Genomic DNA, 15,079 nt, shown 5'->3' on the forward strand with positions numbered 1-15,079 from the left:
CTCAACGGCGCGGTCACCGCCACGGCGACCCTCAGCGCCACGGCGACCGTCGCCGTGCCGGCCGTGATCGCCGCCGCGCCCGCCGACGCCCCGGCCGAGGTCGGGGTGGGGATCGCCCCGAAGCGGCTGGTCGCCCAGGAGAGCGTCCGCGCCGAGGAGGTCGGCGACCCGGCCACCGTGCTCACCGGCGCCCGGTTCCTGATCACCGGGGGCGGGCCGGTCGGGGCGTACCTGGCCGAGTTGCTCGGCCAGCACGGGGCCGGCGGCCAGCTCGGGGTGCTCGACAGCGAGCAGGCCGGCCAGGGCTTCGACGGGGTGCTGGTGCTCGACGGGCTGACCAACCTCGACGAGCCGCTGCTGCCGGACGTGTTCCCGCTGCTGAAGCGGGCCCTGGCGGCCGGCCCGCGCTGGCTGCTCGCCGCCGGGTCGCGGGACGCCACCGGCGCCGCCGACGGCATGCCCGGCCTGTTCCGCACGATCGCCCGCGAGTATCCGCAGCTCACCGCCCGCTTCGTCGAGGTGGACCCGGCGGCGGCGCCCGAGGCGCTGGCCCGGCAGCTCCTCGACGAGCTGGTCACCGCCTCCGACGCCCCGGTGGTCGCCCGGCGCGGATCCGACCGGTACGTCGCGGACCTGGTGCCGGTCGAGCTGGGCGCGCTGGCCGCCGGCGGCGCCGGCCCGGCCGGCGACGGGGTGGCCGAGGCCGCCGCGATCGGACTGGAGCGGGACTCGGTGGTCGTGCTGATCGGCGGGGCGCGGGGCATCACCCCGTGGTTCGCCCGGGCGCTCGCCTCGGCCAGCCGGTGCCGGATCGAGCTGGTCGGCCGTACGCCGCTGCCCGAGGGCCCGGAGGACCCGGCGCTGGCCGCGGCCGGCGACAAGGCGGCGCTGGTCGCCGCGCTGGCCCGGCAGGGGCTGCGGTCGCCGGTCGAGATCGACCGGACCGCGCAGCGGATCCTGGCCGCCCGGGAGGTGACCGCGACCATCGCCGAGCTGACCGAGCTGGGTGGTGAGGTCCGCTACCACGCCCTGGACGTGCGGGACGCGGCGGCGACCCGGCGGCTGCTGGCCGGCATCCACGCCGAGCACGGCCGCCTCGACGGCGTCGTCTACGCCGCCGGGATCATCGAGGACAAGCTGATCGCCGAGAAGGACCCGGCGTCGTTCACCCGGGTCTTCGACACCAAGGTCGACGGGGCGCGGGGGTTGTTGGCCGGCCTGGACGAGTTGCCGGCCGCGCCGCGGTTCGTGGTCTTCTTCGGCAGCATCGCCGCCGCCTACGGCAACCGGGGGCAGGCCGACTACGCGGCGGCCAACGACGCCCTGGACACCATCGGCGCCCGCTACGCGGCCCGTACCGGGGTGCGCTGCCTGACCGTCCACTGGGGGCCGTGGGCCCCCGGCGCCGGCCACGGCGGCATGGTCACCGCCGAGCTGAGCCGGGAGTACGCCCGCCGCGGCATCGGCCTGATCGACCCGGAGGAGGGCGCGCTCGCCCTGCTGCGGGAGCTGGCCTGGGCCGACGCGAAGGTCACCTCGGTCGTCTACACCGCCTCCGGGTGGTGAGCGCGCCGATGCCCCGCCACGCCCCTGCCCGCACCGCACGCCGGAGGTACCGATGAGCAACGGCGCCGACGCGCCCGACCGGGTCGCCATCGTCGGGATGGCCGCCCTGATGCCCTCCGCAGGCGACCTGGAGAGCTACTGGCGCAACCTGGTCGACGGGGTGGACGCGATCACCGAGGTGCCGCCGCACCGCTGGGACGAGGAGTTCTACGACCCGGAGCAGGCGCACCGGGCGGACCGGATGTACTGCCGGCGCGGCGGCTTCGTCGACGAGTACGCCACCTTCGAGCCGCTGCGGTTCGGGGTGATGCCCGCCTCGATCGGTGACATCGAGCCGGACCAGCTGATCACGCTGGAGGTGGCCGCCGCGGCGATCGACGACGCGGGCGGCGCCGAGCGGCTGCCTGCCGGCGACCGGGTCGGCGTCATCCTGGGCCGGGGCGGCATCCTCAGCCCCGCCCAGGCCCGCTACGCCCAGCGGGTACGGATGTCCAGCCAGGTCATCGGGGTCCTGCGCGAGCTGGTGCCCGACCTCGACCCGGCCCGGCTGGAGCTGCTGCGCAGGAAGTTCGACGAGCGGCTCGGCCCGTACCAGCCGGAGGGGACGATCGGCCTGGTGCCGAACCTGGCCGCCTCCCGGGTGGCCAACCGGCTCAACCTGCGCGGCCCCGCGTACACCATCGACGCGGCCTGCGCCTCGTCGCTGATCGCCGTCGACCAGGGCGTCACCGAGCTGCTCAACGGCCGGCTGGACGCGGTGCTCGCCGGCGGCGTGCACCACGTGCACGACATCAGCTTCTGGTCGGTGTTCAACCAGCTCCGGGCGCTGTCCCGGCAGGGCGAGATCCGGCCGTTCGACGCCGCCGCCGACGGGCTGCTGATCGGCGAGGGCACCGGCGTGGTGGTGCTCAAGCGGTACGCCGACGCGGTGCGCGACGGCGACCGGGTCTACGCGGTGATCCGGGGCAGCGGGGTGTCCAGCGACGGCCGCTCGGCGAGCATGTTCAACCCGGCGGTGTCCGGGCAGGTGCTGGCCATCAGGCGGGCCTGGGAGGCCGCCGGCCTGGACCCGACCGCCCCGGACGCGCTGGGCCTGCTGGAGGCGCACGGCACCGGCACCCCGACCGGGGACGCCGCCGAGCTGACCACGGTGGCCGAGGTGTTCGGCCCGTACCGGGGCGGTCCGCGTCCGGTGATCGGCTCGGTCAAGTCGATGATCGGGCACACCATGCCGGCCGCCGGGGTCGCCGGTCTGATCAAGGCCGCGCTCGCCGTGCACCGGGGGGTGCTGCCGCCCACCCTGCACTGCGAGTCGCCCCGGGCCGAGATGGCGGCGACCCGGTTCGCCCCGATCGACAGCGCCCGGCCGTGGGAGGGCGACGGGCCGCGCCGGGCCGGGGTCAACGCGTTCGGGTTCGGCGGGATCAACGCCCACGTGATCATCGAGCAGGCGCCCGACCAGGTGGGCGAGCCGGTCGCGCCGATCGCCGTCCCGGCCGCCGGCACGGTCGCCGGCACGGTCGCCGTCGACGAGCCGGACCAGGTGCTCTGGCTGGCCGCGCCGGACCCGGCCGGGCTCGCCGGGCTGCTGGCCGGCGACGACCAGGAGGTACGCCGGCTCGGCGCCGACCTGGCCGCCCGCTCCGGCGGCGACGCGCCGGGACGGGCCCGGCTCGGGATCGTCAACCCGACGGACAAGCTGCTCGCGGTGGCCCGCAAGACGGTGGCCCGGGGGCGGGCCTGGCGGGGCGGGCGGGACATCTGGTTCAGCCCGGAGCCGCTGCTCGGCGACGGGGCGGGCAAGCTCGCCTTCGTCTTCCCCGGGCTGGAGGCGGAGTTCTCCCCGCGCACCGCCGACCTGGCCGCCCACTTCGGGCTGCCGGACCGCGAGTGGTCCGCCGCCGACCTGGGCCGGCACGGCGCCGGCCTGATCGAGGTGGGCAAGCTGCTCAACGAGGCGCTGGACCGGATCGGCGTGCGGCCCGACGCGGTCGCCGGGCACAGCATCGGCGAGTGGACCGCCGCCGCGGTCAGCGGCCAGGTCAGCACCGCGGCGATGGACGAGTTCCTGGAGCTGTTCAACGCCGACTCGGTGGAGGTCTCCGGGTACGTCTTCGCGGCCGTCGGCGCGGGCGCGGACCAGGTCACCCCGCTGCTCGGCGACTTCCCGCAGGTGGTGCTCTCGCACGACAACGCCCCGGGGCAGTCGGTGGTGAACGGGCCGGAGCCGCAGGTCGACCGCCTCGTCGAGGCGCTGCGTACCCGCAACGTCCTGTGCCAGAAGCTGCCGTTCCGTTCGGCGTTCCACACCCCCGCCTTCGCCGACGGGCTGACCTCGATCGGCGCCGCCCTGGGCCGCTGGGAGGTCCACCCGACCCGGATGCCGGTGTGGTCGGCGACCCTGCACGCGCCGTTCCCGGCCGACGAGGACGAGGTGAACCGCATCTTCGTCCGGCACATGATGGAGCCGGTCTGGTTCCGGCAGACCGTCGAGGCGATGTACGCCGCCGGGTTCCGGGTCTTCCTCCAGGTCGGCGCGGGGCAGCTCGCCTCGCTGATCGGCGACAACCTGCGCGGACGCGACCACCTCGCGATGCCGGTGAACACCGCGCACCGCGGCGGGCTGAACCAGCTTCGGCGGGTGGCCACCGCGCTCTGGGTGGAGGGCGGCGCGCCGGACCTGCGGGCCCTGTCCGCGCCGGAGCGCACCCCGCCGACCACCGCCGCCGGCCCGGCGAAGCCCACCGGCAGCACCGGCCGGCGCGGGCCCCGGGTGAAGCTCGACCTGGGCGGTCCCCTGGTGCGCCTCGGCGCGGACGCGGCCGGCCTGCTCGGCCTGACCGCGTCGCCGACCGCCGGGCCGGGCCCGGCGGCGACACCGTCCCCGGTCACCGGCGGCGGGCAGCCCGCCCGGCCGGCCGCCGCGCCGGAGCGGGCCACCGGTCCCGGGACGTACCCGGGTCCGGCCCGGGGCGCCACCCCGGGCCGCCCGGCCGCCGCGCCGACGCCGGTCGCCCGGCCGCTCGCGCAGCCGGCCGCGCCCCGGGTCACCGCCACGCAGCACGCCGCCGCCGCACAGTCCGACGACCCGGCCACCGCGCTGGCCGCGCTGCACCGGCTCGCCGGCCAGTCCAGCGCGGCGGCGGAACTCGCGGCGCTGCTGCGGGACACCGCGCAGGGCGCGGTCAGCGTGCTGGCCGCCGCCGGCAGCGGCACGGCGGCCCCGCCCGCCGCACCGGCCCGCACCCTGCCGGCGCCGCCCGCCGCGCCGGTGGCGAACCGCCCCGCGCCACCCGGCGCCGCAGCGGGCACCGCCGCGCCCCGGGTGCCGGGGGGCCCGCCGCCCGGGTCCCCGGCCGCCCGGCCCGCCGCCGCACCGCAGGCCGCCCCGGCCCGCCCGGCGCCCGCCGCGGGCGCCGGCACGGAGGTCGGCCGGATCACCCTGCGGGTCTCCCTGGAGACCATGCCGTACCTGCTGGACCACTGCTTCTTCGTGCAGCCGGACGACTGGCCGGACCCGGAGGACCGGTGGCCCGTGGTGCCGGCGACCGCCCTGGTCGCGCACATGGTGGAGGCGGTCGAGCAGTTGGTGCCCGACGTCCGGGTGGTGGCCGTGCACGACGCCAGGTTCAACAAGTGGCTGATCGCCGAGCCGGCGACGGACGTGGAGATCGTGGTGCGGTCCGCCGGGCCGAACCGGTACGCCGTCGTCTTCGCCGGGTACGCCCGGGCCACCATCGAGGTCGGCGTCGGGTACCCGACGCCGCCGCAGGTCTGGACGCACGACGCGGCCACCGAGCGACCGCCCACCCTCGGCGCCGCCGAGATGTACGCGGAGCGGCTGATGTTCCACGGCCCGCAGTTCCAGGGCGTGACGCGGGTGCACGCGCTCGGCGACATGCACGTGCGGGGCGTGGTGACCGCCCCGGTGCCGCCCGGCGCGCTGCTGGACAACGCGCTCCAGCTCATCGGCAACTGGCTGATCACCACCCAGCCGTTCCGGACGGTGGCGCTGCCGGTGGGCCTCGGGCACGTGCGGTTCTTCGGGCCGCCCCCGCCGGCCGGCCGGGCCTTCGAGTGCGTCGCCCGGGTCCGCTCCATCGACGACGGCCAGCTCGTCGCCGACACCCAGCTCAGCTTCCGGGGGCGGGTGTGGGCGCAGATCGAGGGGGCGATCGACCGCCGGTTCGACAGCCACCCGCAGGCCCGGGTGGCGGAACGCTTCCCCGAGCGGCACCCGATGTCGCTGTTGCAGCCCGAGGGCTGGACGATGGCGTTCGACTGCTGGACCGACCTGGTCACCCGGGGCATGGCGGCCCGGGGCATCCTCGGCGGCGCCGCGTACGCCGACTACGAGCGGCAGCCGGCGAAGACCCGCAAGCAGTGGATGCTGGGCCGGATCGCGGCGAAGGACGCGGTGCGGGCCCGGTTGTGGGAGGACGGCCACACCGACATCTACCCGATCGAGCTGACCGTCGGCAACGACGCGGACGGCCGGCCGTGGGTGCGCGGGCGGCCCGGTCGCGGCCTCGGCGACTGCGACGTCTCGCTCGCGCACTGCGCGGAGATCGGGGTGGCGATCGCCCGGCGGCGTGCCCCCGGGGCGACCACCGGCGGTCCCGGCGTCGGCATCGACGTCGCGGAGGTCACCGACCACCCGGAGAGCACGTTCAGCTTCGCCCTCACCGACGCGGAGGCGACGCTGCTGGCGTCGCTGGCCGGCGGGGACGCGGCGGCGCGGCGGCTGTGGTTCACCCGGTTCTGGGCGGCCAAGGAGGCGGTCGGCAAGGCCGAGGGCACCGGGCTGGACGGCCGGCCACGCCGGTTCCGGGTGCGCGAGGCCGCCGACGCCGCGCTGACCGTCGAGGTCGACGGGCGCACGTACCGGGTCGGCCACCGGGACGTGGCCAACCCCGCCGACCTGCCGCCCAGGCGGTACGTCGTCGCCTGGACCTGGGGCCCGGACCCGGACCCCGCAGCCCCGCCCGGGGTGTCCCGACCGTGAACCACCAGCCGAGCGTGACAGCAGGCCAGCCCACCGGATCAGAAGGAGCAACCATCATGCCCGCGGCCCAGGACAGCATCCTCGCCGAGCTCACCGAGATGATCAACGCCGTACTGGGCGACTTCGCGGAGGACCAGGCCGTCACCATGGACACCACGTTCCAGGGCGACCTGGGGATGGAGAGCATCGACGTCGTCTCGCTCGCCGGCCGGCTCCAGGCCCGCTACGGCGACACGGTCAACTTCGCCCACTTCGTCGCCAAGCTGGACCTGGAGACGGTGGGCGAGCTGCGGGTCGGGCAGCTCGTCGAGCACATCGCCACCTCGCTGGCGGGCGCGGACGCGGACGAGGTCGGGGCGGGCAGCCGGTGACCATGGTCCCGGCGAACGGGATCACGCTGCACGTGCAGCGACTCGATCCCACCGGTCCGGCCCCGGGCGGCCGGACCGGACCGACGCCGGCCGCCGTGCTCATCCACGGGATGGCCTCGGACACCATGGCGAGCTGGTACTTCACCATGGCCGAGCCGCTGGCCCGGGCGGGCTTCCCGACCGTGCTGTACGACCTGCGCGGGCACGGGCGCAGCGAGCGCCCCGCCACCGGGTACGCCCTGGACGACCTCGTCGACGACCTGGCGGCGCTGCTGGCCGGCCTGGACGTCACCGGCCCGCTGCTGCTGCTGGGCAACTCGTTCGGCGCGACGATCGCGTTCGGCTACGCCGCCCGCCACCCCGACCGGGTGGCCGGCATCGTGGCCGTCGAGTCCGCGCCGCCCACCCCGGAGTGGATGCGGCGGGTGCGGGTCCGGCTCGACCGGGTCGCCGCCCGGCTGCCGCAGCGGGGGGCCCTGGCCGAGATCGGCGTCGCCCGGGGCCGGGTCGCCGCCCGGCGGGCCGCCGAGACGGGCCGGATGCTCGCCGACACCACCCTGGCGCAGGAGCTTCCGGCCAGCCGGCTGCCGACGACCGAGGCGCTGGCCGCGATCGGGTGCCCCGTGCTCTGCGTCTACGGCGGGGCCTCCGCGGTGCGGGAGCTGGCCCCGGCGGTACGCGGGCTGCTGCCGCAGGCCCGGGTCGTCGTCCTGCCCGAGCAGCGGCACACCGTGCTGATCGACCGGCCGGAGGAGGTCCGCCGGCTCGTCTTCGCCTGGCTCGCCGAGGAGTGCTCGCTCGACGTGGCCCGATCCACCACCGCATGACAGCGCGACACCCAGGAGGTCTTTCGATGGACACCCCGATCACGGGACGGTCGATCATCATCAGCAACGGTCGGTGCGGCTCGACGCTGCTCTCCGACCTCATCCACGAGCAGCGGGACACGCTCTCGGCCCAGGAGTTCTTCATGTCGGTGGCGCCCTGGGCGCGCAGCGCCGAGGTGCTCACCGGCGCCGAGTACTGGGCGGTGCTGGCCAGCCCGAAGGCGGAACTGTCCACGCTGTTCCGGATCGGGCTGCCGCCCAAGGAGGTCCGCTACCCGGAGACCGGCCGGTGGGCGGGCCGGCTGACGGAGCTGCCCCGGATCCTGGCGATCACCCTGTCGAAGCTCACGGCCGACCCGGACGCGCTGTTCGACCAGCTCGCCGAGCGGGTCCCGGAGTTCGGCACCCAGACGGTGGCCCGGCACCACAGCGACTTCCTCGACCTGCTCGCCACCCTGACCGGCAAGAAGCGCTGGGTGGAGCGCTCGGGAGGCTCCAGCCACGTGGCGCCGTACCTGCTGAAGGGCTTCCCGGACTGCAAGATCGTCTACCTGACCCGGAACTGGGAGGACACCGCCCGGTCGATGAGCCGGCACTCGTCGTTCCAGCTCATCCAGCTCCGGGTGGAGTTCCTGGGCCGCTGCGGCCTGGACCCGTTCCGGGTCGGCCCGGGCCAGGAGGTGCCGGCGGACCTGGAACGGTTCCTGCCGGACCGGCTGACCGCCGAGGCGCTGCGGGAGCGCGGCCAGGAGATCCGGCGTTACCTCGCCCTCTGCGCGTTCATGTCCAGCCAGGCCGATCAGGCGCTGGCCGACGTGCCGCCGGAGCACCTGCTGCGGATGCGGTACGAGGACCTGGTCGCCGACCCGGTCGGCGAGCTGACGCAGCTCGGCCACTACCTGGAGTTCGAGGACGCGCCCGAGTGGGCCGGGCGGGTCGCCGGCCGGGTCGTCGCCCCGGCGCGCAGGGCGCAGCCCGCCGCCGTCTGAGCCGTCCTCCCTGTTGTCCCGCCCGCCGGGCGGGTCCGCCTCGCCGGACCCGCGCCACGGGTGTCCACCCTTCCCCGGAAAGAGAGGCAGTTGGTGAATCCACTCCGGATCTCCGCGCGGCGGCTGTTGGCCGTCGTCGCCGTACTCGGGCTCGGGCCCGTGCTGGCGGTTCCCTCGGCGGCGCTCGGCGCGCCGCTCGACGCCGCCGGCGCAGCCGGCGCGCACCCGAGCACCCCGCAGCTACTCGCGAAGGCCGCGGCGGACGAGTGCTTCGCCGGGATCGGACAGCCGTACCCGGCCGGCCCGCCCTGCGCCGCCGGACAGGCCAAGGTCAACCAGTCGTACCTGTGGGGGATGACCCGGGCCGGCAGGACACTGTGGTTCGGCACCGGGGCGAACGTCAACTGCCTGACCAGCGGAAGGGCGCTGCGCAACACCAGGCCGACGGTGAACGCCGACTGGGCCTGCGAGTACGGCGAGAGCCAGATCGCCAAGCGCAACCCGCAGCTGCCGCCCATCCTCGGCGACCACCGCCCGCCGCGCCTCTACGCGTACGACACCAGGACCAGCACGCTGACCGAGAAGACCGACCTGGTGAAGGCCGCCTCCACCGACGACGCCAACCGGCTGCAGACCACGGCCGGCATCCGGGCCGCCGGCAACTTCGGCGGGGTGGCCCTGCTGGGCGGCCCGGCGCTGGGCGAGAGCGTCAACCTGTTCGCGTTCGACACCGACACCGGCGCGTACCTGGGGTCGCGCAACCTCCCCACGTACGGCAACATCCGGCACTTCACGGTGGCCGACGGCGCGCTGTACGCCGGGGTGGGCGTCGGCGCCAACGGCGGCGAACGCGGCCACGTGCTGCGCTGGGCGGGCAGCAAGACCGACCCGTTCGCCTTCACGGTGGTGGCGAACCTGCCGGCGCAGGCCGCCGACCTGACCGTCCACGAGGGACGGGTCTTCGTCACCACCTGGCCGGGCTCGGACGACGAACTGGCCGGCCCGACGGCCGACGTCGCCGTGCCGACGAGCATCGCCGCGGTCTGGATGAGCCCGAAGCTGTCGGCGGGCGCGCCGGGGCTCAACCCCGAGGACGCCGACGGCTGGCAGCAGGTGTGGAACGTGTCCAGCTACGAGCCGGACCCGGTGGTCGCCCGCGCCTACGCCCTGGGCGGCCTGGCCTCCTACGGCGGCTACCTGTACTGGGGCACCATGCACGTGCCGATGAAGGCGACCACCGTGCACCTGGCCACGTACCCGCCGAAGGACGAGACGGCCACCCAGGCCACGATCCAGAACACCCAGCGGTCGATCAGCATCTACCGGGGCAGGGGCTTCGGCTCCGCCCACCACCAGAAGGTCGACCTGCTCTACGGCTCGACCGAGCTGCCCGCGTACGACCCGGCGGCCAACGGCGGGGCCGGGGCCTGGGCGATGCAGTCGACGCACCAGACCCCGAAGTTCGGTCCGGCCGGCTTCGGCAACCCGTACAACAACTACACCTGGAAGATGGTCGTGGCCGGCGGGAAGCTGTACGTCGGCACCATGGACTGGAGCTACCTGGCCAAGGAGCTCGGCCAGGAGACCGCCGCCCAGCTCGGCCTGTCGCCGCAGCTCGGTGACGCGCTGGCCGAGGCGCCGCTCGATGCCGCCGCCGGCGCGCCGGCCGCCGCCGAGCGCCCGGAGGCGGTGTACGGCGGCGACCTGTACGCGTTCTCGTCGCCGAACAGGCCGGCGACGACGATCGACAACTCCGGGGTGGGCAACTACCTGAACTACGGCGTGCGCAACATGGTCACCGACGGCTCGACGCTGTACCTGGGCATGGCGAACCCGATGAACCTACGGACCGACCCGAACGACGACGTCCCCGAGGGCGGCTGGGAGCTGATCCGGCTCAGGGGCGGCTGCTGAGGCCGGGGTCGCCGGCCCGGTGACACGCCGTCGACGGGCCGGCGACCCGTGGCCCTTGCCGAATCCTGGCGCGTTCCTGACATTGCTCGAACATTCCCGGGCGAAAGTGTTCATATGATGCCTTTTACCATTTTTCGCCCCGGGGCCGGACCGGGCGGCGGCCGGCGGCCGGTCCGCCGCCAGCCGGGTCGGCCGGGGGCCGGCGCCGCGTCCCGACTCGCGGGGACGCTCGCGCTGCTCGTCGGCCTGACCTCGCTCGCCGGGTGCAGCCTCGACCGGGAGGACGCCGGGCCCACCGACGGCGGGCCCGGCCCGGCGGTCAGCGCCCAGCCCTCCGGCGGCGCGCTGCCGGCACCGGACGTGCCCGTCGGCACCTCCGAGCGCACCCTCACCGTCGACGGCCGGGAGCGTACCTACCGGCTGTACCGGCCCGCCTCCGCCGAGCTGACCGCCCCGGTCCCGCTCGTGGTCATGCTGCACGGCGCGGCCGGCACCGGCGCCCAGGCCGAGGAGTCGTACGGGTGGACCGAGCAGGCCGACAAGGGCGGCTTCGTGGTCGCCTTCCCGGACGGGCTGAACCGGGCCTGGGCCGTCGGCCCGGAGTGCTGCGGCGCGCCGGCCCGCGACGGGGTCGACGACGTCAGCTTCATCACGGAGCTGGTCGCCACGATCGGCGGCGACCTGCCGGTCGACCCGGCCCGCACGTACGTCACCGGGATCTCCAACGGCGGGCTGCTGGCGTACCGGCTGGTCTGCGACACCACGGTGTTCGCCGCGGTCGGCGCGGTGGCCACCACCCTGACCGGCCAGTGCCCCGCCCCGAAGCCGGTGTCGGTGCTGCACATCCACGGCCAGCAGGACAAGACCATGCCGTACGGCGGCGGACCAGGCCGCCGGGACAACGGCGGCACCGGCCGCAACCCGGTGAAGATCGACGGGCCGCCCACGCCGGAGCTGGCCGCCCGGTGGCGTTCCGTCGACGGCTGCGCCGAGCCGAAGGCGACCACCGACGGCCCGGTCACCCGGACGGCGGCGACCTGCGCCCAGGGGCGCGCCGTCGAGCTGATCACCATCGCCGGGGCGGGCCACCAGTGGCCGGGCGGCAAGCCCAACCCACCCCGGGCGGAGAAGCTGCTCGACCTCGATCCGCCCTCCACCGCCCTGAACGCCACCGACACCATCTGGCGGTTCTTCGCCGCCCACCCCAAGCCCGCCGGCGGCTGACCGCCGGCGCCCGCCGCCCACCGCCGGCCGGCACCGCGCAGGCGGCGGGCGGCGGCACCCCACACCCCCGCACCCCCGCACCCAGGACAGGAGAAGAGATGCTGCCCAGCAGAGCCGGGCCGGCCGTGGTCGAGGTCCACGATCTCGTCAAGCGCTACCCCCGCAGCGACGCGAACGCCGTGGACGGGCTGTCGTTCGCCGTCGCGCCGGGCGAGATCTTCGGCCTGTTCGGACCGAACGGGGCCGGCAAGTCCACCACCGTCGGCATCCTGACCACCCGGCTGCGGGCCACCGGCGGCCGGGCCCTGGTCGGCGGCGTCGACGTGGGCCGCGACCCGGCCACCGCCCGCGCCCAGCTCGCCGTGGTGCCCCAGCACAACAACCTGGACCGGGCGCTGACCCCCCGGCAGAACCTGGTCCACCACGCGACGTACCACGGGGTGAGCCGGCGGGAGGCGCAGGCCCGGGCCGCGGAGCTGCTGGACCGCTTCGGCCTCGCGGAGCGGGCCGACCGGCGGATCGAGGCGCACTCCGGCGGGATGGCCCAGCGGCTGATGATCGCCCGCGCGCTGACCCACGAGCCGTTGGTGCTGTTCCTCGACGAGCCGACCAACGCCCTCGACCCGCAGACCCGGCTGCTGATCTGGGGCCAGATCCGCCGGCTACGCGAGCGCGGGGTGGCGATCGTGCTGACCACCCACGCGATGAACGAGGCGGCCCGGGTGGTCGACCGGGTGGGCATCGTCGACCACGGCCGGCTGCTCACCTGCGACACCCCGGAGAACCTGGTCCGGGGCCTGGCCGGCGACGCGATCCTCGACCTCACGGTCACCCCGGCCCCCACCGACGACCCGGACGCGCTCCGCGCCGCGCTCGGCGAGCTGGACGGCGTACGCAAGGCGGAACGGCTGGCGCTGCCCGCCGGGCCGGCGGACCGGCGGGCGGGCGCGGGTCTCCCGGGCGGCGTCCGGGCCGGGCTCGCCGGGGCCGGCGGTGGCGCCGCGCTGGCCGCACTCGCCGCGCGGGCCGGTGGCGGCGGCCTCGCCGCCCTCGCGGGCGCGGGCCGGCTCGGGCGCAACGGCGCGGGGACGAACGGCGGGAGCCCGGTGGCCGGCGGTCGCGGCCGGCTGCGCTTCCGCCTGCACCTGGCCACCGATCCCGCCGCGCTGCTCGGCCCGGCGGTGACCGTGCTCGCCGGCCGGTCGGCGGCGGTCAACGCCGTCGACGTCGGCGAGCCCAGCCTGGAGGACGTCTTCATCGAACTCACCGGAAGGGAGCCACGGTGACCGCTCTCGACACGCCAACCCCGCTGCGACCGGCGGTCCGCCCGCGCCCCCGCCCGGGGGCGGGCCGGGTGTTCGCCGCCGTGCTGCGTCGCGACCTCATGGTCACCGGCCGGGAACTGTGGGTCATCCTGGTGCAGGTCGGGCTGACGCCGCTGTTCATGCTCTTCGTCTTCGACACCATCCTCGGCGGGCAGGGCATCGTCGGGCGCGACTTCGCCGGCCTCTTCCTGCCCGGCATCATCGCGCTGGCCGCCCTCACCACCGCGTTGCAGAGCGTGGCCCTGCCGCTGGTGAAGGAGTTCGGCTTCACGATGGAGATCGAGGACCGGCTGATGGCCCCGCTGCCGACCGGCCTCGTCGCGATCGGCAAGCTGGTGATCGCGACCGTCCGAGGGCTGCTCGCGGCCGTCCTGATCTACCCGCTCGGCGCCCTGGTGGTCGGCTCGGCGCCGTGGCGCCCGGCGGGGCTGCCCCTGGCGTTCCTGGTGGCGCTGCTCGGCGCCTGGATCGGCGGGGCGATCGGGATGGCCCTGGCCACCACCCTGCCGGTGCAGCGGATCAACGTCACCTTCTCGGTGATCCTCACCCCGATCATCTGGACCGGATGCATCCACTACCCGTGGCCGCGGCTGACGATGCCCTGGTACCAGGTCGTCACCGCCCTCAACCCGATGACGTACGTCTCGGAGGGGGTGCGGGGCGCGCTGCTGCCCGGCGTGCCGCACATCCCGGCGTGGGTGTGCCTGAGCGTGCTGACCGGGGCGGCCGTGGCGCTGACCTGGCTCAGCGTCCGCTGCTTCAGCCGCCGGGCGGTCCAGTGACCGCCCGGGTGTTTCCCCCCGGCCCCTGCGAGGAGCTGCCATGCCTGAGCTGAATCCCCCGGAATCCGACGCGGCGCTCGCCCGGCGGCTCGCCGCCCGCGCCGGCGAGCTGCTGCTCTCGGTACGCGCCGCGCACGGCCACGGCGATCCCGCCGCGCTGAAGGCCGCCGGTGACCGGGCGTCCCACGACCTGCTCCGCGCCGAGCTGGCGAGGTGGCGTCCGGCCGACGCGGTGCTGTCCGAGGAGGACGAGGACTCCCGGCTGGTCGGCACCGCCGACGGGGTGTCCCGGCTGACCGCCGACCGGGTGTGGATCGTCGACCCGCTGGACGGGACGCGGGAGTTCGCCGAGGAGGGCCGCTCGGACTGGGCGGTGCACGTGGCGCTCTGGGCGCGCGACGGGACCACCCCGCACGGCCTGGTGGCCGGCGCGGTCGGGCTTGCGGCGCAGCACCGGGTGCTGGCGACCGACGCCCCTCCCCCGGGGCCGGCGACGCCCGCGCCCTCCGGCGCGGCGATCCGGTTGGCGGCCAGCCGCAGCCGTCCCCCCGCCTTCCTGACCGACCTGGCCGGCGAGGCCGGCGCCGAGCTGGTGCCGATGGGCTCGGCGGGGGCGAAGATCGCCGCGGTGGTGACCGGTGAGGTCGACGCGTACATCCACGCCGGCGGCCAGTACGAGTGGGACTCGGCCGCCCCGGTGGCGGTGGCCACGGCGGCCGGCTTCCACGCGTCCCGGATCGACGGCTCTCCGCTGGCGTACAACCAGGCCGACCCGCGCCTGCCCGACCTGCTGGTGTGCCGCCGGGAACTCGCCGAGCCGCTGCTCGCCGCGCTGCGGCGGCAGCTCACCGGCGCGGTTCCCGCCGGCTCCCCCGTTCCGTCTACCCGAAAGGACTCCCGATGAGCAGCGGTTCGGCCGCGTACCAGGTCTCACACCTCGATGCCCTGGAGGCGGAGAGTGTGTTCGTGATGCGTGAGGTGGTGGCGGAGATGGAGCGGCCGGTGTTGCTGTTCTCCGGTGGTAAGGACTCGATCGTGATGTTGCGGTTGGCGCAGAAGGCGTTCGCGCCGGGGAG

At 75.7% G+C, this 15,079-nt stretch carries 10 protein-coding genes and 1 pseudogene; all 11 read left to right on the plus strand.

The window, feature by feature from the left end; genetic code table 11:
- The coding region (locus tag C5N14_RS26830) for an SDR family NAD(P)-dependent oxidoreductase (protein WP_117671962.1) at nt 1–1,566 on the plus strand (1,566 nt) is incomplete at its 5' end.
- A gap of 52 nt (nt 1,567–1,618) precedes the next feature.
- A complete protein-coding gene (locus tag C5N14_RS26835) occupies nt 1,619–6,571 on the plus strand; it encodes a type I polyketide synthase (protein WP_117671964.1) in 4,953 nt (1,650 codons plus the stop codon).
- Nucleotides 6,572–6,627: 56 nt separating this feature from the next.
- Nucleotides 6,628–6,942, plus strand: a complete 315-nt coding sequence (locus C5N14_RS26840; RefSeq protein WP_117671966.1) for an acyl carrier protein — start codon at nt 6,628–6,630, stop codon at nt 6,940–6,942.
- A gap of 2 nt (nt 6,943–6,944) precedes the next feature.
- Entirely contained in the window at nt 6,945–7,769 is an 825-nt protein-coding gene (locus C5N14_RS26845) for an alpha/beta fold hydrolase (RefSeq protein WP_243640070.1), read from the plus strand.
- Between the two features lie 26 nt (nt 7,770–7,795).
- On the plus strand, nt 7,796–8,758 hold the full coding sequence (locus C5N14_RS26850) for a sulfotransferase domain-containing protein (RefSeq protein WP_117671970.1): 963 nt from the start codon (nt 7,796–7,798) through the stop codon (nt 8,756–8,758).
- 93 nt (nt 8,759–8,851) lie between these two features.
- On the plus strand, nt 8,852–10,672 hold the full coding sequence (locus C5N14_RS26855) for a hypothetical protein (protein ID WP_165878231.1): 1,821 nt from the start codon (nt 8,852–8,854) through the stop codon (nt 10,670–10,672).
- A 117-nt stretch (nt 10,673–10,789) separates the two neighbouring features.
- Nucleotides 10,790–11,896: a PHB depolymerase family esterase gene (locus C5N14_RS26860; protein ID WP_243640067.1), complete on the plus strand. Its 1,107-nt coding sequence runs from the start codon at nt 10,790–10,792 to the stop codon at nt 11,894–11,896.
- A 98-nt stretch (nt 11,897–11,994) separates the two neighbouring features.
- Nucleotides 11,995–13,182: an ABC transporter ATP-binding protein gene (locus C5N14_RS26865; protein WP_117671974.1), complete on the plus strand. Its 1,188-nt coding sequence runs from the start codon at nt 11,995–11,997 to the stop codon at nt 13,180–13,182.
- The gene (locus C5N14_RS26870) at nt 13,179–14,003 is read left to right on the plus strand and encodes an ABC transporter permease (protein ID WP_243640069.1); all 825 of its coding nucleotides are present in this window, start codon (nt 13,179–13,181) and stop codon (nt 14,001–14,003) included. Before C5N14_RS26865 ends, C5N14_RS26870 begins: the two co-directional genes overlap by 4 nt.
- 40 nt (nt 14,004–14,043) lie before the next feature.
- A complete protein-coding gene (locus tag C5N14_RS26875; protein WP_117671976.1) occupies nt 14,044–14,907 on the plus strand; it encodes an inositol monophosphatase family protein in 864 nt (287 codons plus the stop codon).
- Nucleotides 14,904–15,079 (plus strand): annotated as a pseudogene (locus C5N14_RS26880) (sulfate adenylyltransferase small subunit); the annotation flags it as partial. The gene C5N14_RS26875 and the pseudogene C5N14_RS26880, both read left to right, overlap by 4 nt.

Source organism: Micromonospora sp. MW-13 (assembly GCF_003434305.1).
GTDB lineage: Bacteria > Actinomycetota > Actinomycetes > Mycobacteriales > Micromonosporaceae > Micromonospora.

Bases quoted from the DNA above. Each gene is read 5' to 3' on its own strand.
- C5N14_RS26835 (WP_117671964.1), top strand. From the start codon at position 1,619: ATGAGCAACGGCGCCGACGCGCCCGACCGGGTCGCCATCGTCGGGATG.
- C5N14_RS26840 (WP_117671966.1), top strand. From the start codon at position 6,628: ATGCCCGCGGCCCAGGACAGCATCCTCGCCGAGCTCACCGAGATGATC.
- C5N14_RS26845 (WP_243640070.1), top strand. From the start codon at position 6,945: ATGGTCCCGGCGAACGGGATCACGCTGCACGTGCAGCGACTCGATCCC.
- C5N14_RS26850 (WP_117671970.1), top strand. From the start codon at position 7,796: ATGGACACCCCGATCACGGGACGGTCGATCATCATCAGCAACGGTCGG.
- C5N14_RS26860 (WP_243640067.1), top strand. From the start codon at position 10,790: ATGCCTTTTACCATTTTTCGCCCCGGGGCCGGACCGGGCGGCGGCCGG.
- C5N14_RS26865 (WP_117671974.1), top strand. From the start codon at position 11,995: ATGCTGCCCAGCAGAGCCGGGCCGGCCGTGGTCGAGGTCCACGATCTC.
- C5N14_RS26875 (WP_117671976.1), top strand. From the start codon at position 14,044: ATGCCTGAGCTGAATCCCCCGGAATCCGACGCGGCGCTCGCCCGGCGG.